This is a genomic window from Streptomyces sp. HP-A2021 (assembly GCF_022807935.1).
Classification (GTDB): Bacteria; Actinomycetota; Actinomycetes; order Streptomycetales; family Streptomycetaceae; genus Streptomyces; species Streptomyces afghaniensis.
Window position 1 is genome coordinate 8,109,290 of sequence record NZ_CP094344.1, and the last position, 23,415, is coordinate 8,132,704.

Here is a 23,415-nt window from a genome sequence, read left to right on the forward strand (position 1 = left end):
TCACCGCACCGCGATCACCGCCGATCCATGCCCGAACAGCCCCTGATTCGCGCTGATACCCACACGCGCTCCCTCGACCTGCCGGTCACCTGCCTCGCCCCGCAACTGCCATGCCAGCTCGCACACCTGGGCTATCGCCTGCGCCGGGACCGCCTCGCCGAAGGAGGCCAGACCACCGCTGGCGTTCACCGGTATTCGCCCGCCCAGGGCCGTCGCCCCGTCCCGCAGCAGCTTCACGCCCTCGCCCTCACCGCACAGCCCCAGGTCCTCGTACCACTGCAACTCGAGCGCCGTGGACAGGTCGTAGACCTCGGCCAGCGACAGGTCCTCCGGTCCGACCCCCGCCTCCTCGTAGGCCGCCCGGGCGATCGACGTCCGGAACGTCTCGGCGGGCGGATCGACCGCCACTGCGGAGTCCGTGGCGATGTCCGGGAGGTCCAGCACGGTGTTCGGGTACCGCGGCGTCACCGTGGACACGGCCCGGATCCGCACCGGGTCCGCATGGCCGTGCCGCCGCGCGAACTCCATGCTGGAGAGCACGACCGCCGCGCCGCCGTCTGAGGTCGCGCAGATGTCGAGCAGCCGCAGCGGATCGGCGACGACGGCGGAGGCGGCGACCTCCTCGGCGGTGACCCGCCGGCGGTAGCGCGCCTTGGGGTTCAGCGCTCCCATCGCCGCGTTCTTCACCTTCACCTGTGCGAAGTCGCCCGGTGTGTCGCCGTGCACGGCCATGCGCCTGCGGGCGTACAACCCGAAGTACACCGGGTTGGTCGCCCCGAGAACCCGGAACCGCAGCCAGTCGGGATCGTCGGGCCGGTCCCCGCCCGCGGGGCGGAAGAATCCCTTGGGAGCGGCATCGGCTCCCACCACGAGCACCACCTCGGCGAGCCCGGAGAGGATCTGGGCCCGCGCGGCGTCCACGGCCTGCGCCCCGGACGCGCACGCCGCGTACACGCTCGTGGCCCGGGCCCCTTGCCAGCCCAGTGCTTTCGCGAACGTCGCTCCAGCGACATACCCGGGATAACCGCCCCGGACCGTGTCCGCGCCGATGATCGAGCCGATGTCCCGCCAGTCCAGCCCGGCGTCGGTCAGCGCCGCGCGGGCCGCTGCGACGCCGTACTCGACGAAGTTCCGTCCCCACTTGCCCCACGGGTGCATGCCCGCACCCAGCACCGCGACCTCACCCGTCATGCCTTCACCCCCGTCGGCCGCCAGTGCCACGTCGTCCAGGTCGTTTCCGCGTCCTCGTGGAGCACGCCGGGCACGACCTCCACCTCCATGCCCACCGTCAGGTCCGCGACGGTGACCCCGGGAGCCGCCTGCCCCAGCACCACGAGCCGCTCGGCCTGCAGCTCCACAGCGATCAACGCGCACGGCTCCCACGAGAGTTCCGGATCACTCACGTAGGGTGACGGTGGCCGGTACCGGCTGTCCGTGTACGACCAGACGCGGCCACGCCGCGACAGCGGGACCTCCGTCAACTCCCCGCCCCCGCAAGCAGGGTTGTGGCAGTGGTGGTCCTCGCGGGGGAAGAAGACCGAAGAGCACGCCGCGCAACGCGTGCCCAGCAGCCGGAAGTCTTCCCCCTTCCCGGCGAACCACCCCGCGACCACCGGCGTTCGTGTACGCGACACCGAGCCTCCCCGCAGACCGAATCTGACGGAACGTCAGAAGTCTGACACGGTCCTCCGGATTTCGGCATCCCTTCCCCGGCGGGACCGTCTCCTGGTAGACGCAGGAGCCATGACACGAATCACCACCGTGGCACGCGGCCTGATCACCGCCTTCGCCGCCGTGCTGGCAGCGACCGCCCCCACCGCCACCGCCCAGGCCAAGACCGGGCCCCATGCACCTAAAGACTTCGTGGCCCTGAGAAGCGTGGACCCGACGATCATCCAGGAGATGCGCTACTTCACCCCGCACAACTTCGTCGGCCAGCGCATCGACGGCTACGCCCAGCCGATCTGCGTCCTCACCCGCCCCGCCGCCCAAGCCCTCCACAGGGCCCAGACGAAGCTGCTGCGCCAGGGCTACACACTCAAGGTGTACGACTGCTACCGGCCGCAGCGCGCGGTGGACCACTTCGTCCGCTGGGCCAAGGACCTCGACGACCAGGCCATGAAGGGCGAGTTCTACCCGAACGTCGCCAAGACCCGGTTGTTCGCCGACGGCTACATCGCCGAGAAGTCGGGCCACAGCCGCGGATCGACCCTCGACGTCACGCTCGTGAAACTGCCGGCGAAACCGACCCGGCCGTACCACCCCGGAGAGCCCCTCGTGCCGTGCTTCGCCCCCGAAGACGAGCGGTTCCCCGACAACTCCGTCGACATGGGGACCGGCTTCGACTGCTTCGACACCCTCTCGCACACCCTCGACCCCCGTGTCCAGGGCCAACAGCGCGCCAACCGGCTGCTGCTCAAGAGCACCCTGGAGGGTCTCGGCTTCGTGAACCTGGCAGAGGAGTGGTGGCACTACACCTACAAGCCCGAGCCCTACCCGGACACCTACTTCGACTTCCCCGTGTCCAGGAAGGCGCTCACCCGAGCTCACTGAGCCGCCCGCCCGAGACGCCCTCTCCGTGATCGGCTACAGTCCGCCGCGTGTCCGAAACTCAGCACTCCAGTTCCAACTCCGCGCCGGACTCCCACTGTTCGAGCTGCGGCGCGCCCTACGGAGAGGGCGTCTCCGGCTGGCCCCGCACCTGCCCGGCGTGCGGCAGCGTGGCCTACCGCAATCCACTCCCGGTCGCGGTGGCCCTCCAGCCCGTGTACGACACCAAAGGCACCGCCCTGGTCGTCATCACCCGAACCGTCGCCCCCGCGCGCGGGGGCATCGCCCTGCCCGGCGGCTACATCGACGACCGGGAGGACTGGCGGCAGGCCGTCGTACGCGAACTCAAGGAGGAAACCGGCATCGACGCGGCCGTCCGCGACGTACGCCTCGTCGACGCGATGAGCTCGCCCGACGGACACCTGCTGCTGTTCGGCCTCCTCCCGGAACGCCCTGTCGAAGGCCTGCCGCCCTCCGCCGCCACGGACGAGACGGAGGGCTGGCACCTCCTGCGCAGGGCGGAGGAACTCGCCTTCCCTCTGCACACCGTGGCGGTACGGGCCTGGTTCGAAGGCCGCTACATCTGAGCTCAGCGCTCTCCGGCCCCGCGGACGCGCACCGGGTGGGACGGCTCGCCCGCGCCGTCCTCACCCTCCAGCTCGACAACCACCCGAGAGCCCATCCACCGAGCGGTGTAGCGCTCGATATCCGGCTCGTCCCACCCCTCGCCCCCGTCCGGCACGACCAGCCCGCCCCCGGTCCGTCCCCGGGCGGGCGCCCACACCTCCAGCGCCAGCCCGCCGTCCTCCCCGCGTACGGGAAGCACCGCGCCCGCGCGTGCGAACACCGGTATCCGCGACAGAGGTGCGTCGACGAGCACCTGCGCCGGCCCCTCGTACGCCTGCTCCGTCACCGTGTCGTACCAGCGCCCCCGCGGCAGCAGCACGGCACGCCGGTCCGCGCCCGGGTCGAGCACCGGCGCCACCAGCAGGCTGTCGCCCAGCAGGAAGGCGTCCCCGCAGTCACGCAGCGCCCGCTCCTCCGGCGCCCCCCACCACAGGGGCCGCACATAGGGAGCCCCGGTACGCCGGGCCAGATGCGCCAGCGTCATGAAGTACGGCAGCAGCCGCCGGCGTTCGACGAGCGCCACGCGCGCGTGCTCCAGCACCTCGGCACCGAACTCCCACGGCTCCCTGCGCCCCGCCCGCAGACTCGCGTGCGTACGGAACAGCGGCAGATAGGCCCCCAGCTGGAACCACCGCAGGAACAGCTCGGGCGAGGGATCCCCGTCGAAGCCTCCGATGTCCGGCCCCGAGTACGGCACACCGCACAGTCCGAGCCCCATCACCAGCGCCAAGGACGCCCGCAGCCCCGGCCAGCCGGTGGCCACGTCACCCGACCACGTCCCGCCGTAGCGCTGCATGCCGGCCCACCCCGAGCGGGAGAACAGGAACGGCCGCTCCTGGGGCGCGAGTTTCCGCAGTCCTTCGAAGCCCGCCCTGGCCATGCACAGCGCGTACACGTTGTGCGCCTCACGATGGTCACCGCCCCGCCCCTCCAGGGAGTGCCGCGCCGAACGCGGCAGCGTCGACTCCCCGAAGGCGGCGAACGACGTGGGCTCGTTCATGTCGTGCCAGAAACCCGAGAAGCCCTGCGCGAGCCGCTCCTCGTAGAGACCGCCCCACCACTCACGCACGCGCGCGTGCGTGAAATCGGGAAACACCGCCTCCCCGGGCCACGCGACACCCTGCACGACCTGCCCCGAGGCGTCCCGCACGAACGCGTCCTCGGCCGTACCGCCGTCGTACACGGCATTGCCGGGCAGGGCCTTCACGGCGGGGTCGACGATCGACACCAGCCGGATGCCGTCCCGCCGGAGCTCCTCGGCCAGAACGGGCAGCTTCGGGAAGCGGTCCTCGTCGACGGTGAACACCTGATGTGCGTCGAAATGGTCGATGTCCAGGTGCACGGCGTCGAGCGGCAGACCGTGCTCCAGGTAACCCGCGACGATCCGCCGCACCTCCTGCTCACTGCCGAATCCCCACCGCGCGTGGTGGTGCCCGAGCGCCCACGCGGGCGGCAGCGCGGGCGCGCCGGTCAGTGAGGCCCAGGCGAGCAGCACGCGCGCGGGGGTACCCGCCATCACCCAGCAGCGCAGTGGACCGCCGTCCATCCGCAGCTCGCTCGTCCCGGCCTGGTCGTGCCCGGAACCGGCGCCCTCCTCGCCCTCCCGCAGCGTCACCGTGCCGTCCCACGAACTGTCGTGAAACACCAGATGCGTACCGCCGTCGGACACCACCAGCTGCACCGGCATCGTGATGTACAGGGGGTCGTCACCGGGTGCGAACGCCTGACCGGGGTCGGTGTTCCACAGCCGGTATGTCCCGTCCGGCAGCCGAGGACCCGAGGCACGACCACCCAGCCCGAAGAACCGCGCGTCGGCAGCCACCTCCGACCGCTGCATCCACCGCGCCGGGCCGCCACCGACCGGCTCCCACCACCGCGGCGGCAGATCACGGCGCAGCGTCACGCCACCTGGGGTGCGCACCTCCACCGCGCCATGCCGCGACACGACGACCGTCACCCGCTCGGCCACCACCCGCCAGCCGCCGTCCTTGTCCGGCTCCAGCACCGCCCGGGGATCCGCTTCCGGACACCGGCCGGCCAGCGCGTACGACGGCTCGGGCTCCGCCCCGTCCCAGCCCCAGAAGACGGCTCCGCTCACGGCGACGAGAATCCGCAGCTCCGACCGGCTGAACCGGACGACACCGCCCCCCGGCCCCGGCTCCACCTCCTGCACGGCCCCGGGCACCCGCGCACGCTCCGCCCCCCGCGCCGGCAGCCCGGTGGCGTCGGCCCGCCGCCTGCGCCACGCTGCTCGTACGGTACGCACACCCTGCGCCGCGCCCACCGACCCCACCGCTTTCACCGAACGCACCAGGTCACGACCGTTCATGCTGCTCACCCTGCCACTGACCGCGCCGCGCGCGCGTGTCGTTCAACTGCCGTTCACCCGTGCCGGGACCACATCTTCACGACACGGACTATGTGGAGGGCACCCTGGTGCCGAAGTCGATCACATGGCATTGTCCGTGCCAGCCGCGTCACGCGCACACCCCAGCCCGTGCGCGGAGGACGCACACGACGCGCACAGTCCGGGAGCCGACCATGTCGACCGATAGTCCTCAGCCGCTGTGGCAGCCAGACCCCGAGCGCATCGCCCGGGCACGGATCACGAGGTTCCAGGCCTGGGCGGCCGAGCACCACGGCGCCCCCGCCGAAGGCGGCTACGCGGCCCTCCAGCGCTGGTCCGTCGACGAGCTGGAGACCTTCTGGAAAGCCGTCGCGGAGTGGTTCGACGTCCGTTTCTCGACGCCCTACGCGCGCGTGCTCGGCAACCGTGCGATGCCGGGCGCCCAGTGGTTCCCCGGCGCGACCCTCAACTACGCCGAACACGCCCTGCGCGCGGCCGACACCCGCGCTGACGAACCGGCCCTCCTGTACGTCGACGAAACGCACGAACCAAGCCCCGTCACCTGGGCCGAGCTGCGCCGCCAGGTCGGCTCCCTGGCCGCCGAACTGCGCGCCCTCGGCGTCCGCCCCGGAGACCGCGTCAGCGGCTATCTCCCCAACGTCCCGCAGGCCGTGGTCGCTCTCCTCGCCACAGCCGCCGTGGGCGCCGTCTGGACCTCCTGCGCGCCCGATTTCGGCGCCCGCAGCGTCCTCGACCGCTTCCAGCAGGTCGAACCCGTCGTGCTGTTCACGGTCGACGGCTACCGCTACGGCGGCAAGGAGCACGACCGCCGCGAGATCGTCGCCGAACTGCGCCACGAACTGCCCACCCTGCGCGCCGTCGTCCACATCCCCCTCCTCGGCACGGAAGCACCGGAGGGCGCCCTGGAGTGGTCGTCCCTCACCTCCGCCGACACGGCCCCCGTCTTCGAACAGGTCCCCTTCGACCACCCCCTGTGGGTGCTCTACTCCTCCGGCACGACCGGCCTGCCCAAGGCCATCGTCCAGTCCCAGGGCGGCATCCTGGTCGAGCACCTCAAGCAACTCGGCCTGCACTGCGACCTGGGCCCCGAGGACCGCTTCTTCTGGTACACGTCGACCGGCTGGATGATGTGGAACTTCCTCGTCTCCGGCCTGCTCACCGGCACCACGATCGTCCTCTACGACGGCAGCCCCGGCTACCCGGACACCGGCGCCCAGTGGCGCATCGCCGAACGCACCGAGGCCACCCTCTACGGCACCTCGGCCGCCTACGTCATGGCCTGCCGCAAGGCGGGCGTCCACCCGTCCCGCGACTTCGACCTCTCCTCCGTCCAGTGCGTCGCCACCACGGGCTCGCCCCTGCCCCCCGACGGCTTCCGCTGGCTCCACGACGAGGTGCGCGACGACCTGTGGATCGCCTCCGTCAGCGGCGGCACCGACGTGTGCTCCTGCTTCGTCGGAGCCGTACCGACCCTCCCGGTCCACGTCGGCGAGCTACAGGCCCCCTGCCTCGGCACCGACCTCCAGTCCTGGGACCCCAGCGGCAACCCCCTGGTCGACGAGGTCGGCGAGCTCGTGGTCACCAACCCCATGCCGTCGATGCCCATCCACTTCTGGAACGACCCCGACGGCAGCCGCTACCACGACAGCTACTTCGACACGTACCCCGGCGTCTGGCGGCACGGCGACTGGATCACCGTCACCTCCCGCGGATCCGTCGTCATCCACGGCCGCTCCGACTCCACGCTCAACCGCCAGGGTGTACGCATGGGATCCGCCGACATCTACGAGGCCGTGGAGCGCCTCCCCGAGATCAGGGAATCCCTCGTCATCGGCATCGAACAGCCCGACGGCGGCTACTGGATGCCCCTCTTCGTCCACCTGGCCCCCGGAGCCGTCCTCGACGAGGCCCTGCTGAACCGCATCAAACAGACCATCCGCGAACAACTGTCACCGCGCCACGTCCCCGACGAGATCATCGAAGTACCCGGCGTCCCCCACACCCTGACCGGCAAACGCATCGAGGTCCCGGTCAAACGCCTCCTCCAGGGAACCCCACTGGAGAAAGCGGTGAACCCGGGCTCCATCGACAACCTCGACCTGCTGAGCTTCTACGAGGACCTGGCCCGCAAACGCGCCTGACCGCCACCGCCCTCTGGCCACTCGTCGTAACTGTGACTGTCGGCGTAGTTGTGCCGACTTCATGGATTCTGACCTGTGCTTTTCTGCCCTCCCTGGGGTGCGCGATCACCTCGCTCGCCCCCGTTGTCAGTGCTGCCGATTACTGTGAGTGAGCATTGATCGACCGTGCACAGGGGGAACAATGACGCACACCGACAGCCGGACCATGCGACGCGTCCTGCGCCGCGAAATCGCCGGCACCATCGGCCTGCTCACCGACGAGCACGACTTCCGTGCCATGCGGCGCTACCGCAGCTTCACCTTCGACGACCACGCGGCCTATCTCAAGCACGTGGAAGGCCTCCTCAGGACACGGGCCCTGCAAGGCAGCCACACCACGGTGGCCCTCTTCGACCCCGAGGAGTACGCCGAGTTCTGCACGCAAAAAGGCCTTGACCCCGACAACCCGTCGAGCCGCACACGCTTCACAGCACGACTCGCGGTCACAGGCCCGACCCTTCCGTACGAGGGCCAGCCGCTGTCCGACCTCCTTCCGGCCCTCGTCGACGAGGCCGTCCGCCAGGCCACCTGGGAGTACGCGACCACACTCCTCGCTCGCCTGGGCGACTGCGCCTCCTGCGGCGAGGACCTCGGACGCGCCGCCTTCGCCCGGGCCTCGGACCTCCTCGTCCGCATCCTCGACACGGCCCCACCCGGCAACCGGCACCTCGTATGCAGCGTCACCGGACCGCCCGAAACCCTCGTCGCAGCCCTCCACGTCGCCGACACCGACGGCGACGTAAAACTCGACGAGACCGAAGCCCTGGAGTTCACCACGGTCCTGGCCCTCGGCCTGGCCACCGAAAGCCCTGGCGGTCTCGTCATCCGCGCCAGCGCCCCAGGCAACCCCGACCGCGTCTACGGCTGGCGCCTGCGGGCATATGGACTCGAACCACTCACCGCGGGAGAGGTCTTCGACGCCTACTGCACGGACGTCGAATCCGGCGACCTGATCTCTCCCGAATCCAACGTCGACTACTGCGAGCCGCCCGACCTGGGAGAAGTGCAACCCGCACAGGGACACAACCACTGAAAAGCGGGCGGGGCGCCCCACCGCAGTGGAGCGCCCCGCCCATGGCAGCCTCGGCCGGCCATGCCCGGCTCACTCGCCCGACAACACCGCCTGCGCCGCGCTGCGCGCGTCCTCGGCGCTGTCCGAGGCCCGCGCCGCAGCAGCGGCCCGCTCGCACTGCGCCAGCGTGTACTTCGCCAGTGTGGCCCGGACATAGGGAATCGACGCCGCGCCCATCGAAAGAGAGGTGACGCCCAGACCAGCCAGCACACAAGCGAGCAGCGGGTCGGACGCGGCCTCACCACAGACGCCACAGCTCTTGCCCTCGGCCTTCGCCGCCTCGGCGGACAGTGCCACCAGGTCCAGCAGCGCGGGCTGCCACGGATCCTGGAGTCGGGAGACCGCACCCACCTGACGGTCGGCGGCGAAGGTGTACTGCGCCAGGTCGTTCGTCCCCAGCGACAGGAACTCGACCTCCTGGAGGATCGAGCGAGCCCGCAGCGCGGCCGACGGAATTTCGACCATCGCGCCGAACTTCGCCCGCAGCCCAGCCTCGCGGCACGCGTCCGCGAAGGCCCGGGCGTCTGTCCGGTCCGCGACCATCGGGGCCATGACCTCGAGGTAGACCGGCAGCCCCTCCGCGGCCTTCGCGAGCGCCGTCAGCTGGGTACGCAGGACCTCCGGGTGATCCAGCAGCGTCCGCAGACCCCGCACGCCGAGCGCCGGATTCGGCTCGTCGGCCGGCGTCAGGAAGTCGAGCGGCTTGTCCGCGCCCGCGTCCAGCACCCGCACCACGACACGCCCCTCGGGGAACGCCTCCAGCACCTGCCGGTATGCGGCGACCTGCTTCTCCTCGGACGGCGCCTGCTTGCTGTCGTCCAGGAAGAGGAACTCGGTACGGAAGAGACCGACACCCTCGGCCCCGGCCTCGACGGCTGCCGCCACATCCGCAGGGCCACCGATGTTCGCGAGCAGCGGCACCTTGTGACCGTCCGCGGTGGCACCGGGACCGGTCGAGGCCGCCAGCGCCGCCTTGCGCTCGGCGGCCGCGGCCTTGAGCTGGGCCTTCTTCTCATCGCTCGGGTCCACGAAGATCTCGCCGGTGCTGCCGTCGACGGCGATCATCGTGCCTTCGGCGAGCTCCCCGGCACCCGGCAGCGCGACGACGGCCGGTACCCCGAGCGCCCGGGCCAGAATCGCGCTGTGGCTGGTGGGACCGCCCTCCTCGGTGACGAAGCCGAGCACCAGAGTCGGGTCCAGCAGGGCGGTGTCGGCAGGCGCCAGGTCACGGGCGACAAGGACATAGGGCTCGTCGCTGTCGGGGACACCCGGCATCGGGACCCCCAGCAGACGGGCGACGATACGATTCCGCACGTCGTCGAGGTCGGCCACGCGACCGGCGAGATACTCACCGGCGCCGGCCAGCAGCTCGCGGTACGCGGCGAACGCGTCGTACACCCCGCGCTCGGCCGTACTGCCGACGGCGATCCGTCGCTCCACGTCTGCCATCAGCTCGGGGTCCTGGGCCATCATGGCCTGCGCCTCGAGCACCGCCTGGGCTTCACCTCCCGCCAGGTTGCCCCGTGCCATCAGGTCGGCCGCCACAGCCTCCACGGCCTTGCGGGCGCGCCCCTGTTCACGCTCCGCCTCCTCCGCGGGTATCTGCTTCGCGGGCGGCTCCAGCACCGCCGTTCCCATGTGCCGAACCTCGCCGATAGCCACACCGTGGCTCACGCCGACGCCTCGCAGCGTTGTGTCCATCTCACCCGTCTCCGATAGTGCGGCGGATACGACCGCCGCGTTGGTTCTCCTGCTAGCCGCCGTACGACGGCACTGACGTCACTTCCAGAGGAAGAGACTGTCGCCGGCCTTCACATCGCCGTCGTCACGAAGATCGGAGAGTGCTTCGGCCGTGGCCTCCAGCGCCACGATCGGGCAGACCGCGGACTTACCGGCGGCCTCGACGGCAGCCGGGTTCCAGCGCACGATGCCCTGACCGCGCCTGACGGTGTCACCCTTGTTCACGAGCAGCTCAAAACCCTCGCCGTTGAGCTGCACGGTGTCGATACCGAGGTGGGTGAGAACACCGTGACCGTTCTCGTCGACGACGACGAACGCGTGCGGGTGCAGGGAGACGATGACGCCGTCCACGGGCGAGACGGCCTCGGAAGGCTCACGTACGGGGTCGATCGCTGTGCCCGGGCCGACCATGGCCCCGGAGAAGACCGGATCCGGCACGGATGCCAGTCCGATGGCGCGTCCTGCGAGCGGGGACGTCACGGTGGTCATGGGAAGCCTCCCAGGGGTGGAGATCGATATGGGCCGTCCCTGTCGGTACCGGGCGGCACACTGTTCAGCAGGGTATGTCACCTGAAGTGCCGGTTCCGCGTGAGCGCTTCAGAGTGGTCTAGACCATACCGCAAATCGATTTGCACCCGCTCCGTGGCCGCGTGTACAGTCGTACTCCTGCCTGGGGCTGAGCGACGCAACCTCGTGTCCTCGCCTGGCAGCACCCAACTTGTCAGATCCTATCTCGGGGTCACTTCCTGCATGCCTGCAGGACGGTGGTCAGAGGGCCGGAAAAACACTGGTAGAGTTGGAAACGTAAGACCGAAGGGAAGCGCCCGGAGGAAAGCCCGAGAGGGTGAGTACAAAGGAAGCGACCGTTCCTTGAGAACTCAACAGCGTGCCAAAAGTCAACGCCAGATATGTTGATACCCCGTCTCCAGCATCTGCTGGGGCGAGGTTCCTTTGAAAAAACACAGCGAGGACGCTGTGAACGGCCGGGCTTATTCCGCCTGGCTGTTCCGCTCTCGTGGTGTCGACCGGATTGCCGGTAAACATTCACGGAGAGTTTGATCCTGGCTCAGGACGAACGCTGGCGGCGTGCTTAACACATGCAAGTCGAACGATGAACCACTTCGGTGGGGATTAGTGGCGAACGGGTGAGTAACACGTGGGCAATCTGCCCTGCACTCTGGGACAAGCCCTGGAAACGGGGTCTAATACCGGATACAACCACTAGGGGCATCTCTTGGTGGTGGAAAGCTCCGGCGGTGCAGGATGAGCCCGCGGCCTATCAGCTTGTTGGTGAGGTAATGGCTCACCAAGGCGACGACGGGTAGCCGGCCTGAGAGGGCGACCGGCCACACTGGGACTGAGACACGGCCCAGACTCCTACGGGAGGCAGCAGTGGGGAATATTGCACAATGGGCGAAAGCCTGATGCAGCGACGCCGCGTGAGGGATGACGGCCTTCGGGTTGTAAACCTCTTTCAGCAGGGAAGAAGCGAAAGTGACGGTACCTGCAGAAGAAGCGCCGGCTAACTACGTGCCAGCAGCCGCGGTAATACGTAGGGCGCGAGCGTTGTCCGGAATTATTGGGCGTAAAGAGCTCGTAGGCGGCTTGTCACGTCGGTTGTGAAAGCCCGGGGCTTAACCCCGGGTCTGCAGTCGATACGGGCAGGCTAGAGTTCGGTAGGGGAGATCGGAATTCCTGGTGTAGCGGTGAAATGCGCAGATATCAGGAGGAACACCGGTGGCGAAGGCGGATCTCTGGGCCGATACTGACGCTGAGGAGCGAAAGCGTGGGGAGCGAACAGGATTAGATACCCTGGTAGTCCACGCCGTAAACGGTGGGCACTAGGTGTGGGCAACATTCCACGTTGTCCGTGCCGCAGCTAACGCATTAAGTGCCCCGCCTGGGGAGTACGGCCGCAAGGCTAAAACTCAAAGGAATTGACGGGGGCCCGCACAAGCGGCGGAGCATGTGGCTTAATTCGACGCAACGCGAAGAACCTTACCAAGGCTTGACATACACCGGAAAACCCTGGAGACAGGGTCCCCCTTGTGGTCGGTGTACAGGTGGTGCATGGCTGTCGTCAGCTCGTGTCGTGAGATGTTGGGTTAAGTCCCGCAACGAGCGCAACCCTTGTCCCGTGTTGCCAGCAGGCCCTTGTGGTGCTGGGGACTCACGGGAGACCGCCGGGGTCAACTCGGAGGAAGGTGGGGACGACGTCAAGTCATCATGCCCCTTATGTCTTGGGCTGCACACGTGCTACAATGGCCGGTACAATGAGCTGCGATACCGCGAGGTGGAGCGAATCTCAAAAAGCCGGTCTCAGTTCGGATTGGGGTCTGCAACTCGACCCCATGAAGTCGGAGTCGCTAGTAATCGCAGATCAGCATTGCTGCGGTGAATACGTTCCCGGGCCTTGTACACACCGCCCGTCACGTCACGAAAGTCGGTAACACCCGAAGCCGGTGGCCCAACCCCCTTGTGGGGAGGGAGCTGTCGAAGGTGGGACTGGCGATTGGGACGAAGTCGTAACAAGGTAGCCGTACCGGAAGGTGCGGCTGGATCACCTCCTTTCTAAGGAGCACTTCTAAGCCGGTCCTTCGGGGCTGGTTCAGAGGCCAGTACATCAGCGAATGTCTGATGCTGGTTGCTCATGGGTGGAACGTTGACTACTCGGCCAGGATCTTGGGCCGGAGGCTGCTAGTACTGCTCGCAAGAGCGTGGAACGCATGATCTTCGGACGGGAGCTGGTCGGGCACGCTGTTGGGTGTCTGAGGGAATGGATTTTTCCTCAGTGCCGGCCCCAGTGAACTCGGACCGAAGGTTCGGGGTGATGGGTGGCTGGTCGTTGTTTGAGAACTGCACAGTGGACGCGAGCATCTGTGGCCAAGTTTTTAAGGGCGCACGGTGGATGCCTTGGCACCAGGAACCGATGAAGGACGTGGGAGGCCACGATAGTCCCCGGGGAGTCGTCAACCAGGCTTTGATCCGGGGGTTTCCGAATGGGGAAACCCGGCAGTCGTCATGGGCTGTCACCCGCTGCTGAACACATAGGCAGTGTGGAGGGAACGCGGGGAAGTGAAACATCTCAGTACCCGCAGGAAGAGAAAACAACCGTGATTCCGGGAGTAGTGGCGAGCGAAACCGGATGAGGCCAAACCGTATGCGTGTGAGACCCGGCAGGGGTTGCGTATACGGGGTTGTGGGATCTCTCTTTCACGGTCTGCCGGCCGTGAGACGAGTCAGAAACCGTTGATGTAGGCGAAGGACATGCGAAAGGTCCGGCGTAGAGGGTAAGACCCCCGTAGTCGAAACGTCAGCGGCTCGTTTGAGAGACACCCAAGTAGCACGGGGCCCGAGAAATCCCGTGTGAATCTGGCGGGACCACCCGCTAAGCCTAAATATTCCCTGGTGACCGATAGCGGATAGTACCGTGAGGGAATGGTGAAAAGTACCGCGGGAGCGGAGTGAAATAGTACCTGAAACCGTGTGCCTACAAGCCGTGGGAGCGTCGGATGGAAGCTTGCTTCCATCTCGTGACTGCGTGCCTTTTGAAGAATGAGCCTGCGAGTTTGCGGTGTGTTGCGAGGTTAACCCGGGTGGGGAAGCCGTAGCGAAAGCGAGTCCGAATAGGGCGTTTCAGTAGCACGCTCAAGACCCGAAGCGGAGTGATCTAGCCATGGGCAGGTTGAAGCGGAGGTAAGACTTCGTGGAGGACCGAACCCACCAGGGTTGAAAACCTGGGGGATGACCTGTGGTTAGGGGTGAAAGGCCAATCAAACTCCGTGATAGCTGGTTCTCCCCGAAATGCATTTAGGTGCAGCGTCGTGTGTTTCTTGCCGGAGGTAGAGCACTGGATAGGCGATGGGCCCTACCGGGTTACTGACCTTAGCCAAACTCCGAATGCCGGTAAGTGAGAGCGCGGCAGTGAGACTGTGGGGGATAAGCTCCATGGTCGAGAGGGAAACAGCCCAGAGCATCGACTAAGGCCCCTAAGCGTACGCTAAGTGGGAAAGGATGTGGAGTCGCACAGACAACCAGGAGGTTGGCTTAGAAGCAGCCACCCTTGAAAGAGTGCGTAATAGCTCACTGGTCTAGTGATTCCGCGCCGACAATGTAGCGGGGCTCAAGCGTACCGCCGAAGTCGTGTCATTGCAGCAATACGGCCAACGCCGGCTGTGATGGGTAGGGGAGCGTCGTGTGCCGGGTGAAGCAGCACCGGAAGGTAGTTGTGGACGGTTCACGAGTGAGAATGCAGGCATGAGTAGCGATTCACACGTGAGAAACGTGTGCGCCGATTGACTAAGGGTTCCTGGGTCAAGCTGATCTGCCCAGGGTAAGTCGGGACCTAAGGCGAGGCCGACAGGCGTAGTCGATGGATAACCGGTTGATATTCCGGTACCCGCTGTGAAGCGTCAAACATCGAATCCAGTGATGCTAAGCCCGTGAAGCCGTTCCGGACCCTTCGGGGAAAGGAAAGTGGTGGAGCCGGTGACCCGATCTGGTAGTAGGTGAGTGATGGGGTGACGCAGGAAGGTAGTCCAGCCCGGGCGGTGGTTGTCCCGGGGTAAGGGTGTAGGCCGTGCGGTAGGTAAATCCGTCGCACACAAGGCTGAGACCTGATGCCGAGCCGATTGTGGTGAAGTGGATGATCCTATGCTGTCGAGAAAAGCCTCTAGCGAGTTTCATGGCGGCCCGTACCCTAAACCGACTCAGGTGGTCAGGTAGAGAATACCGAGGCGTTCGGGTGAACTATGGTTAAGGAACTCGGCAAAATGCCCCCGTAACTTCGGGAGAAGGGGGGCCACATCTGGTGATGAGCTTTGCGCTCTGAGCTGGGGGTGGCCGCAGAGACCAGCGAGAAGCGACTGTTTACTAAAAACACAGGTCCGTGCGAAGCCGTAAGGCGATGTATACGGACTGACGCCTGCCCGGTGCTGGAACGTTAAGGGGACCGGTTAGCTCCATTTCGGTGGGGCGAAGCTGAGAACTTAAGCGCCAGTAAACGGCGGTGGTAACTATAACCATCCTAAGGTAGCGAAATTCCTTGTCGGGTAAGTTCCGACCTGCACGAATGGCGTAACGACTTCTCGACTGTCTCAACCATAGGCCCGGTGAAATTGCACTACGAGTAAAGATGCTCGTTTCGCGCAGCAGGACGGAAAGACCCCGGGACCTTTACTACAGTTTGATATTGGTGTTCGGTTCGGCTTGTGTAGGATAGCTGGGAGACTGTGAAGCGCTAACGCCAGTTAGTGTGGAGTCGTCGTTGAAATACCAGTCTGGTCGTGCTGGATGTCTAACCTGGGTCCGTGATCCGGATCAGGGACAGTGTCTGATGGGTAGTTTAACTGGGGCGGTTGCCTCCTAAAGAGTAACGGAGGCGCCCAAAGGTTCCCTCAGCCTGGTTGGCAATCAGGTGTTGAGTGTAAGTGCACAAGGGAGCTTGACTGTGAGACCGACGGGTCGAGCAGGGACGAAAGTCGGGACTAGTGATCCGGCGGTGGCTTGTGGAAGCGCCGTCGCTCAACGGATAAAAGGTACCCCGGGGATAACAGGCTGATCTTCCCCAAGAGTCCATATCGACGGGATGGTTTGGCACCTCGATGTCGGCTCGTCGCATCCTGGGGCTGGAGTCGGTCCCAAGGGTTGGGCTGTTCGCCCATTAAAGCGGTACGCGAGCTGGGTTTAGAACGTCGTGAGACAGTTCGGTCCCTATCCGCTGTGCGCGTAGGAGTCTTGAGAAGGGCTGTCCCTAGTACGAGAGGACCGGGACGGACGAACCTCTGGTGTGCCAGTTGTTCTGCCAAGGGCATGGCTGGTTGGCTACGTTCGGGAGGGATAACCGCTGAAAGCATCTAAGCGGGAAGCCTGCTTCGAGATGAGGACTCCCACCTCCTAGAGAGGGTAAGGCTCCCAGTAGACGACTGGGTTGATAGGCCGGATATGGAAGCACGGTAACGTGTGGAGTTGACCGGTACTAATAGGCCGAGGGCTTGTCCTCAGTTGCTCGCGTCCACTGTGTTGGTTCTGAAACCACGAACAGCCCCACGTTGCCACACGTGGTGCGGCTGGATAGTTTCATAGTGTTTCGGTGGTTATAGCGTAGGGGAAACGCCCGGTTACATTCCGAACCCGGAAGCTAAGCCTTACAGCGCCGATGGTACTGCAGGGGGGACCCTGTGGGAGAGTAGGACGCCGCCGAACTCCCTTTAGAGCTCTGGCTCTTGGGCACTCAGCCCGAGAGCCAGAGCTTTTTTGCGTTGAGGTAAGGTCAGGGAGCATCGTTGGCACGTTTCCCACAGGAGGCCCCCGGGTGGAGGTTCAGGAGACTCGCGTCCAGACGGACCGTGTGCTCACCATCCCGAACATCCTCAGCATGGCGCGCCTCGTCGGCGTGCCCCTCTTCCTGTGGCTGATCCTGCGACCTGAGTTCGGTGGGCCCAAGAGTGACGGCTGGGCCCTTCTGGTACTGGCCCTGAGCGGCATCAGTGACTACCTGGACGGCAAGCTCGCGCGACGCTGGAACCAGATCAGCAGCCTCGGCCGGCTCCTCGACCCCGCGGCCGACCGGCTCTACATTCTTTCGACTTTGGTCGGCCTCACCTGGCGCGAGATTCTGCCCCTCTGGTTGACCGCTGTACTTCTGGCGCGGGAGCTGGTCCTGCTGGTGATGGTGGGCATCCTCCGCCGGCACGGCTATCCGCCGCCCCAGGTGAACTTCCTGGGCAAGGCCGCCACCTTCAACTTGATGTATGCCTTCCCGCTGCTCCTGCTCAGTGACGGAAGTGGTTGGATCTCGTCACTGGCTGCTATTTTCGGATGGGCGTTCGCCGGATGGGGTACAACGCTGTACTGGTGGGCAGGAGTCCTCTACGTGGTACAAGTCCGCCGCCTGGTCCGTGCGGACGCCATGCCCGATTGAACTCGCGGATTGCTCCCACAGAAGCGGTGCGATGGCCCGTGGTGGAAAAGTGCGGGACAATCCTCGCGGGGGAAGTCGGCTAGACCGTCGTCTCTTTGAGGAGGACGCTTCCGACATGAAGGCCGTCGTGATGGCCGGAGGCGAAGGCACGCGCCTTCGCCCCATGACCTCGAGCATGCCCAAGCCGCTCCTGCCCGTGGCCAACCGCCCGATCATGGAGCATGTGCTGCGGCTGCTCAAAAGGCATGGGCTCAACGAAACAGTCGTAACTGTCCAGTTCCTGGCCTCGCTCGTCAAGAACTACTTCGGTGACGGCGAAGAGCTCGGTATGGAGCTCACCTATGCCAATGAGGAGAAGCCACTCGGTACCGCCGGAAGCGTCAAGAATGCCGAAGAGGCACTGAAGGACGATGCCTTCCTCGTCATCTCAGGCGATGCACTGACGGATTTCGACCTCACCGAGCTCATCAATTTCCACAAGGAGAAGGGTGCACTGGTCACGGTCTGTCTGACCCGTGTGCCCAATCCGCTGGAATTCGGCATCACCATTGTCGACGAGGAAGGCAAGGTGGAGCGCTTCCTCGAGAAGCCCACCTGGGGCCAGGTCTTCTCCGACACCGTGAACACCGGCATCTACGTGATGGAGCCCGAGGTCTTCGACTACGTCGAGCCAGATGTGCCCGTCGACTGGTCCGGCGATGTCTTCCCGCAGTTGATGAAGGAAGGCAAGCCGATCTACGGCTACGTGGCCGAGGGCTACTGGGAGGACGTCGGCACGCACGAGAGCTATGTGAAGGCACAGGCCGACGTCCTGGAGGGCAAGGTCGACGTCGACATCGACGGTTTCGAGATCTCCGCCGGGGTGTGGGTCGCCGAAGGGGCCGAGGTCCATCCCGACGCCGTGCTCCGCGGACCGCTCTACATCGGTGACTACGCCAAGGTCGAGGCCGGCGCCGAAATCCGCGAGCACACCGTCGTGGGCTCCAACGTGGTCGTCAAGAGCGGCGCCTTTCTGCACAAGTCCGTCGTACACGACAACGTCTATGTGGGGCCCCACAGCAATCTGCGTGGCTGCGTGGTCGGAAAGAACACCGACATCATGCGTGCGGCACGGATCGAGGACGGCGCGGTCATCGGTGATGAGTGCCTGATCGGCGAAGAATCGATCGTTCAGGGCAATGTGCGGGTCTATCCGTTCAAGACCATCGAAGCCGGTGCCTTTGTCAACACCTCGGTCATCTGGGAATCCAGGGGACAGGCGCACCTCTTCGGCGCCCGGGGTGTGTCCGGAATCCTGAACGTGGAGATCACGCCGGAGCTGGCGGTACGGCTTGCCGGCGCCTATGCGACCACCTTGAAGAAGGGCTCGACCGTCACCACGGCCCGTGACCACTCGCGTGGTGCCCGCGCGCTGAAGCGAGCGGTGATCTCCGCGTTGCAGGCCAGCGCCATCGACGTACGGGACCTGGAGAACGTGCCGCTGCCGGTGGCCCGGCAGCAGACGGCGCGGGGCAGTGCGGGCGGGATCATGATCCGTACGACGCCCGGTGTGCAGGATTCCGTCGACATCATGTTCTTCGACGGGCAGGGCGCCGACCTGTCGCAGGGCAGCCAGCGGAAGCTGGACCGGGTGTTCGCGCGGCAGGAGTACCGGCGTGCGTTCCCCGGGGAGATCGGTGACCTGCACTTCCCGGCGAGTGTCTTCGACTCGTACACCGGGTCGCTGCTGCGGAACGTCGACATCACCGGGATCGCGGACTCCGGCCTGAAGGTGGTCGTGGACGCGTCCAACGGAAGTGCGGGACTCGTCCTGCCGAGTCTGCTGGGGAAGCTCGGCGTCGACTCGCTGACGATCAATCCCGGTCTCGACGAGTCCAGGCCGACGGAGACGGCCGACATGCGGCGGTCGGGGATGGTGCGCCTCGGGGAGATCGTGGCGTCCTCGGGGGCCGCGTTCGGGGTGCGGTTCGATCCCGTCGGTGAGCGGCTGTCCCTCGTCGACGAGAAGGGTCGCATCATCGAGGACGACCGGGCGCTGCTCGTGATGCTGGACCTCGTCGCCGCCGAGCGGCGCAGCGGCCGGGTCGCGCTTCCGGTGACCACGACCAGGATCGCCGAGCAGGTGGCGGCGTACCACGGGACCCAGGTCGAGTGGACGACCACGTCTCCCGACGACCTCACGCGCGTGGGTGGTGAGGAAGGGACGATCTTCGGCGGCGACGGCAAGGGCGGGTTCATCGTCCCCGAGTTCAGCAGCGTGTACGACGCCACCGCGGCCTTCGTACGGCTCATCGGGCTCGTGGCGCGGACGCAGCTCACGCTCAGCCAGATCGACGCGCGGATCCCGCGGGCGCATGTCCTGAAGCGGGATCTGGCGACTCCCTGGGCCGTCAAGGGACTCGTGATGCGGCGGGTCGTCGAGGCGGCCGGAGACCGGTTCGTGGACACCACGGACGGCGTGCGGGTGGTGGAGACGGACGGTCGTTGGGTGATGGTGCTGCCCGACCCGGCCGAGGCCGTCACCCACCTGTGGGCCGAGGGGCCGGACGATGCCTCCGCGCAGGCCCTGCTGGACGAGTGGTCGGCGGTCGTGGACAGCGCCGGACGGTAGCACGGGCTGCACGCGTGCGTGCCGGACAAGTGTCCCCAACGGGGCCTGTCCGGCACGCCGTGGGGCCGTTTCGGAGGTAGTGGCCGCGACGTGCGACGATGTGCGGCATGCCGCAGCAACCCCCCATTCGGAGCACACCGACGCGGCCCCGGCGCCCGGACGCGTCCATGTCGTTGATCACCAATGTCATGGACCACAGCCTCGACGACGGATACGCCGAGGCCGCCGAGCGGAAGAAGGCCGCGGGCGACGGCGGCATGCCGAAGACGCTCCGCGCGAAGCTGGGACTCGCTGCCGGCCTGGTGCTCGCGGCCCTCGTCGTGACCGTGGGAGCGGCCCAGGCACGCGTCGCCGCTCCGGTGGTCGCCAAGGAACGGCAGGAGCTGGTCGACCGGATCGACCGGGAGACCGAGACGGCGGACAAGCTGGAGGACTCCGTCGACCGGCTGCGCGAGGACGTGAGCGCGCGCCAGCGGGAGGCGCTGAAGCACAGCGGTGGCAGCACCGAGTCCGAGACCGTGGGCATCCTGTCGGGCGCCACAGCGGTGCACGGCCCCGGCGTGAAGCTCGTGGTGAACGACGCCAAGGACGCCGGCTCGGGCGGTGACGGCGACCCGCGTGAGACCACCGGGTTCTCCGACACGGGCCGGGTGCGCGACCGGGACATGCAGCGCGTGGTCAACGGGCTGTGGGAGTCGGGTGCCGAGGCCGTCTCGATCAACGGGCAGCGGCTGACGGCGCTGTCCGCGATCAGGGCCGCGGGGGACGCGATACTGGTCGACAACAAGCCGCTGGTGCCGCCGTACACGGTGCTCGCGGTGGGGGACGGGCAGCGGCTGAGCACTCGGTTCCAGAACAGCGCGGACGGGCTGTACCTGAACGCGCTTCAGGAGAGCTACGGCATCAGGACGGGCATCTCCGTGGAGGACGACCTCCGGCTGCCCGCCGCGCCGAGTGTGATCGTACGTACAGCACAGCCGAGCACTGAGAAGAGCGAGAAGGGCACATCGTGATCGCCGTACTGGGCCTCGTCGTGGGAGTCGTGGCCGGCCTGTTGGTCCGGCCTGAGGTTCCGGCGGTGGTCGAGCCGTATCTGCCGATCGCTGTCGTGGCGGCGCTCGACGCCGTCTTCGGCGGCCTGCGGGCCATGCTCGACGGCATCTTCGACGACAAGGTCTTCGTGGTGTCGTTCCTGTCGAACGTGGTGGTGGCCGCGTTGATCGTGTTCCTGGGGGACAAGCTGGGCGTGGGTGCCCAGCTGTCCACCGGTGTGGTGGTCGTCCTCGGTATCCGGATCTTCTCCAACGCCGCGGCGATCCGCCGGCACGTGTTCCGGGCGTGAGGCCGATGAGCGAGCACGACGACAAGCGCCCCGAGGAGAACGGCGACACGCGCGCGGACCAGCGCGACGGGAACGGCGAGTCCGGAAACCGGCTGCGCAGGGAACTGCCCCAGGAGGTGTCCGCGCCGGCGCCTGCCGCCCAGGACGCCCCTGAACCAAAACCAGAACGAGCACCAGAACGGGATTCGGAACCGGAACCTGAACCGGAGCCCGAACCGCAGACGGCTCCCGGGCCCGGTCCCGGCCCCGAGTCCGAGCCGCGGCTGACCGGTCGGCAGCGGCTGGTGAAGGGGCTGTGGCCGCCGCGGGTCTCACGGGCCCAACTCATCGTCGCGCTGTTGCTGTTCGGCCTTGGCTTCGGGCTGGCCGTGCAGGTGGCCTCGCACAGCGACAGTGACAGCGCGCTGCGCGGTGCGCGTCAGGAAGATCTTGTCCGCATCCTCGATGAACTGGATGACCGTACGCAGCGTCTTGAGGACGAGAAGCAGGGCCTCGAGAAGCAGCGGGACGAGTTGGAGAACAGCTCGGACCAGGCCGAGGAGGCCCGGAAGCAGACCATCGAGAAGGAGAGGCAACTCGGCATCCTGGCGGGCACGGTGGCCGCGCAGGGGCCCGGCATCACCATGACCATCGAGGACACGAAGGGGACGGTCGAGGCGGACATGCTGCTCGACGCGATCCAGGAGCTGCGCGCGGCGGGTGCCGAGGCGATCCAGGTGAACGGCGTGCGGGTAGTCGCGGGCACCTATCTGACGGACTCCGGCAAGGGCGTGAGCGTCGACGGGAACAAGATCAACGCGCCCTATCGTTTCAAGGTCATCGGCAAGCCGCAGGATCTCGAGCCGGCGCTCAACATCCCCGGAGGCGTGGTGCAGACTCTCGAGAAGGAACAGGCCACGGTCACCATCGAGCGGTCGACCAAGATCGTCGTGGACGCCTTGCGGGCGGTGAAGCGGCCTGACTACGCTCGGTCGTCCTCCCAGTGAACCGGGGGTGCATGGGCGAGGTCGGGCGAGGGCATGAGGTTGCGGGGGGTCGGCGCACCGAATGGGTGGTGCGTGGTGGAAACTGTCTGGTGCAGACGGACGTTGTCAGGATGTCCGGGTCGGCCAGAGTGTTCAGTCAGGGTTCGTCCTGCCCCACGGGCGGGTCTGTTTCGGTCAAGGGGAATCGCCCGTGAAGTTGTTTGCGAAGTTGTTCGGCAAGAGCGCGCGAGAGGGCAGCGACAATGCGACCGCCCGCCATCGCGCACAGCCTGACGCGGAGGGCCAGCGGCCGCTGTTCCGGGACCAGGTCGGTGGCCCGGGCGGCGACGTTTCCGGAGGTCAGGGCGCGCCGTCGGTTGACCCTGCGCAGCCCGGCGGCATAGGTTTCGGGCAACCGTCAACCTCAGGTACGGGTGGAGGGTTTTCCGACCCGTATGCGTCCAATGCCCCCGGTGGGCAGCCGCGGCAGGAGGATCCGATGTCGGCCCTGGTGTGTACGAGGTGCGGTAACCGCAACGCGGAGAACAGCCGCTTCTGCTCCAACTGCGGCGCGCCGCTGCGGGCGGGGGCGGCGGCGGAGCGTCCGTCCGAGACGACCTCCACGATCTCCATCTCCGGTCTCGAGGCCTACGACAGCGAGACCACCGGCCAGACGCCGATGCCGACGCTGTCCCCCGAGGCGCAGGCTGCCGTCGACGCGCTGCCGCTGGGTTCCGCGCTCCTGGTCGTGCGCCGCGGGCCGAACTCGGGCAGCCGCTTCCTGCTGGACGGTGATCTGACCACGGCCGGGCGTCATCCGCAGAGCGACATCTTCCTGGACGACGTGACGGTCTCCCGGCGGCATGTGGAGTTCCGCCGAGGTCAGGACGGCTCGTTCACGGTGGCCGACGTGGGCAGCCTGAACGGCACGTACGTGAACCGCGAGCGGATCGACCAGGTCGCCCTGAACAACGGCGACGAGGTGCAGATCGGCAAGTACCGGCTGGTCTTCTACGCCAGCCAGCGGGGCTACTGACC

15 protein-coding genes and 3 rRNA genes are annotated in these 23,415 nt (G+C 66.7%); 13 read left to right on the plus strand and 5 right to left on the minus strand.

The features are described from left to right. Both MQE23_RS36670 and MQE23_RS36675 read right to left on the minus strand, forming a co-directional pair. Positions 1-1,191: a lipid-transfer protein gene (locus MQE23_RS36670; RefSeq protein WP_243381369.1), complete on the minus strand. Its 1,191-nt coding sequence runs from the start codon at positions 1,189-1,191 to the stop codon at positions 1-3. Further along, positions 1,188-1,613, minus strand: coding sequence for a zinc ribbon domain-containing protein (locus MQE23_RS36675; protein ID WP_243382880.1), 426 nt, complete (start codon positions 1,611-1,613; stop codon positions 1,188-1,190). Before MQE23_RS36675 ends, MQE23_RS36670 begins: the two co-directional genes overlap by 4 nt. Positions 1,614-1,743: 130 nt before the next feature. Here MQE23_RS36675 and MQE23_RS36680 point away from each other — a divergent pair, with 130 nt between their 5' ends. Further along, on the plus strand, positions 1,744-2,553 hold the full coding sequence (locus tag MQE23_RS36680) for a M15 family metallopeptidase (protein WP_243381370.1): 810 nt from the start codon (positions 1,744-1,746) through the stop codon (positions 2,551-2,553). Between the two features lie 47 nt (positions 2,554-2,600). Beyond that, the gene (locus MQE23_RS36685) at positions 2,601-3,137 is read left to right on the plus strand and encodes an NUDIX domain-containing protein (protein WP_037672336.1); all 537 of its coding nucleotides are present in this window, start codon (positions 2,601-2,603) and stop codon (positions 3,135-3,137) included. A 2-nt stretch (positions 3,138-3,139) separates the two neighbouring features. Here the strand turns inward: MQE23_RS36685 and MQE23_RS36690 are convergent, their stop codons facing one another. Then, positions 3,140-5,506, minus strand: a complete 2,367-nt coding sequence (locus tag MQE23_RS36690) for a TIM-barrel domain-containing protein (RefSeq protein ID WP_243381371.1) — start codon at positions 5,504-5,506, stop codon at positions 3,140-3,142. Positions 5,507-5,718: 212 nt separating this feature from the next. On the opposite strand from MQE23_RS36690, the gene MQE23_RS36695 reads away from it, so the two are divergent. Both MQE23_RS36695 and MQE23_RS36700 read left to right on the plus strand, forming a co-directional pair. Beyond that, positions 5,719-7,686: an acetoacetate--CoA ligase gene (locus MQE23_RS36695; RefSeq protein ID WP_243381372.1), complete on the plus strand. Its 1,968-nt coding sequence runs from the start codon at positions 5,719-5,721 to the stop codon at positions 7,684-7,686. A 181-nt stretch (positions 7,687-7,867) separates the two neighbouring features. Next, entirely contained in the window at positions 7,868-8,758 is an 891-nt protein-coding gene (locus MQE23_RS36700; protein WP_020275940.1) for a hypothetical protein, read from the plus strand. A gap of 69 nt (positions 8,759-8,827) precedes the next feature. On the opposite strand, the gene ptsP is transcribed toward MQE23_RS36700, so the two are convergent. Both ptsP and MQE23_RS36710 read right to left on the minus strand, forming a co-directional pair. Continuing rightward, a complete protein-coding gene (gene ptsP, locus MQE23_RS36705) occupies positions 8,828-10,498 on the minus strand; it encodes a phosphoenolpyruvate--protein phosphotransferase (RefSeq protein ID WP_243381373.1) in 1,671 nt (556 codons plus the stop codon). Positions 10,499-10,576: 78 nt separating this feature from the next. Continuing rightward, complete coding sequence (locus MQE23_RS36710; protein WP_020275938.1) at positions 10,577-11,026, minus strand: PTS glucose transporter subunit IIA; 450 nt, start codon at positions 11,024-11,026, stop codon at positions 10,577-10,579. 554 nt (positions 11,027-11,580) lie between these two features. On the opposite strand from MQE23_RS36710, the gene MQE23_RS36715 reads away from it, so the two are divergent. From MQE23_RS36715 to MQE23_RS36755, 9 genes are all read left to right on the plus strand, one after another. Then, positions 11,581-13,108: ribosomal RNA gene (locus tag MQE23_RS36715) — 16S ribosomal RNA — on the plus strand. Positions 13,109-13,418: 310 nt separating this feature from the next. After that, a 23S ribosomal RNA gene (locus tag MQE23_RS36720) occupies positions 13,419-16,538 on the plus strand. A gap of 86 nt (positions 16,539-16,624) precedes the next feature. After that, positions 16,625-16,741, plus strand: a 5S ribosomal RNA gene (gene rrf, locus MQE23_RS36725). The 16S, 23S and 5S rRNA genes sit together here, the layout of an rRNA operon. A 109-nt stretch (positions 16,742-16,850) precedes the next feature. Next, on the plus strand, positions 16,851-17,459 hold the full coding sequence (locus MQE23_RS36730; RefSeq protein WP_037668019.1) for a CDP-alcohol phosphatidyltransferase family protein: 609 nt from the start codon (positions 16,851-16,853) through the stop codon (positions 17,457-17,459). A gap of 115 nt (positions 17,460-17,574) precedes the next feature. Beyond that, the gene (locus MQE23_RS36735) at positions 17,575-20,070 is read left to right on the plus strand and encodes a mannose-1-phosphate guanyltransferase (protein WP_020271305.1); all 2,496 of its coding nucleotides are present in this window, start codon (positions 17,575-17,577) and stop codon (positions 20,068-20,070) included. 98 nt (positions 20,071-20,168) lie between these two features. After that, positions 20,169-21,083 (plus strand): DUF881 domain-containing protein, encoded by a 915-nt coding sequence (locus MQE23_RS36740; RefSeq protein WP_243381374.1) that lies wholly within the window; start codon positions 20,169-20,171, stop codon positions 21,081-21,083. Then, positions 21,080-21,412, plus strand: coding sequence for a small basic family protein (locus MQE23_RS36745; protein WP_003988855.1), 333 nt, complete (start codon positions 21,080-21,082; stop codon positions 21,410-21,412). The genes MQE23_RS36740 and MQE23_RS36745 overlap by 4 nt, the downstream gene beginning before the upstream one ends. 5 nt (positions 21,413-21,417) lie before the next feature. Next, on the plus strand, positions 21,418-22,398 hold the full coding sequence (locus MQE23_RS36750; RefSeq protein ID WP_020271307.1) for a DUF881 domain-containing protein: 981 nt from the start codon (positions 21,418-21,420) through the stop codon (positions 22,396-22,398). A gap of 61 nt (positions 22,399-22,459) precedes the next feature. Further along, positions 22,460-23,413 (plus strand): FHA domain-containing protein, encoded by a 954-nt coding sequence (locus tag MQE23_RS36755; protein ID WP_082319801.1) that lies wholly within the window; start codon positions 22,460-22,462, stop codon positions 23,411-23,413. Positions 23,414-23,415 lie beyond the last annotated feature (2 nt).

Bases quoted from the DNA above. Each gene is read 5' to 3' on its own strand.
- MQE23_RS36750 (WP_020271307.1), top strand. From the start codon at position 21,418: ATGAGCGAGCACGACGACAAGCGCCCCGAGGAGAACGGCGACACGCGC.
- MQE23_RS36680 (WP_243381370.1), top strand. From the start codon at position 1,744: ATGACACGAATCACCACCGTGGCACGCGGCCTGATCACCGCCTTCGCC.
- MQE23_RS36670 (WP_243381369.1), bottom strand. From the start codon at position 1,191: ATGACGGGTGAGGTCGCGGTGCTGGGTGCGGGCATGCACCCGTGGGGC.
- MQE23_RS36700 (WP_020275940.1), top strand. From the start codon at position 7,868: ATGACGCACACCGACAGCCGGACCATGCGACGCGTCCTGCGCCGCGAA.
- MQE23_RS36690 (WP_243381371.1), bottom strand. From the start codon at position 5,506: ATGAACGGTCGTGACCTGGTGCGTTCGGTGAAAGCGGTGGGGTCGGTG.
- MQE23_RS36695 (WP_243381372.1), top strand. From the start codon at position 5,719: ATGTCGACCGATAGTCCTCAGCCGCTGTGGCAGCCAGACCCCGAGCGC.
- MQE23_RS36755 (WP_082319801.1), top strand. From the start codon at position 22,460: ATGGGTGGTGCGTGGTGGAAACTGTCTGGTGCAGACGGACGTTGTCAG.
- MQE23_RS36740 (WP_243381374.1), top strand. From the start codon at position 20,169: ATGTGCGGCATGCCGCAGCAACCCCCCATTCGGAGCACACCGACGCGG.
- MQE23_RS36710 (WP_020275938.1), bottom strand. From the start codon at position 11,026: ATGACCACCGTGACGTCCCCGCTCGCAGGACGCGCCATCGGACTGGCA.
- MQE23_RS36735 (WP_020271305.1), top strand. From the start codon at position 17,575: ATGAAGGCCGTCGTGATGGCCGGAGGCGAAGGCACGCGCCTTCGCCCC.
- ptsP (WP_243381373.1), bottom strand. From the start codon at position 10,498: ATGGACACAACGCTGCGAGGCGTCGGCGTGAGCCACGGTGTGGCTATC.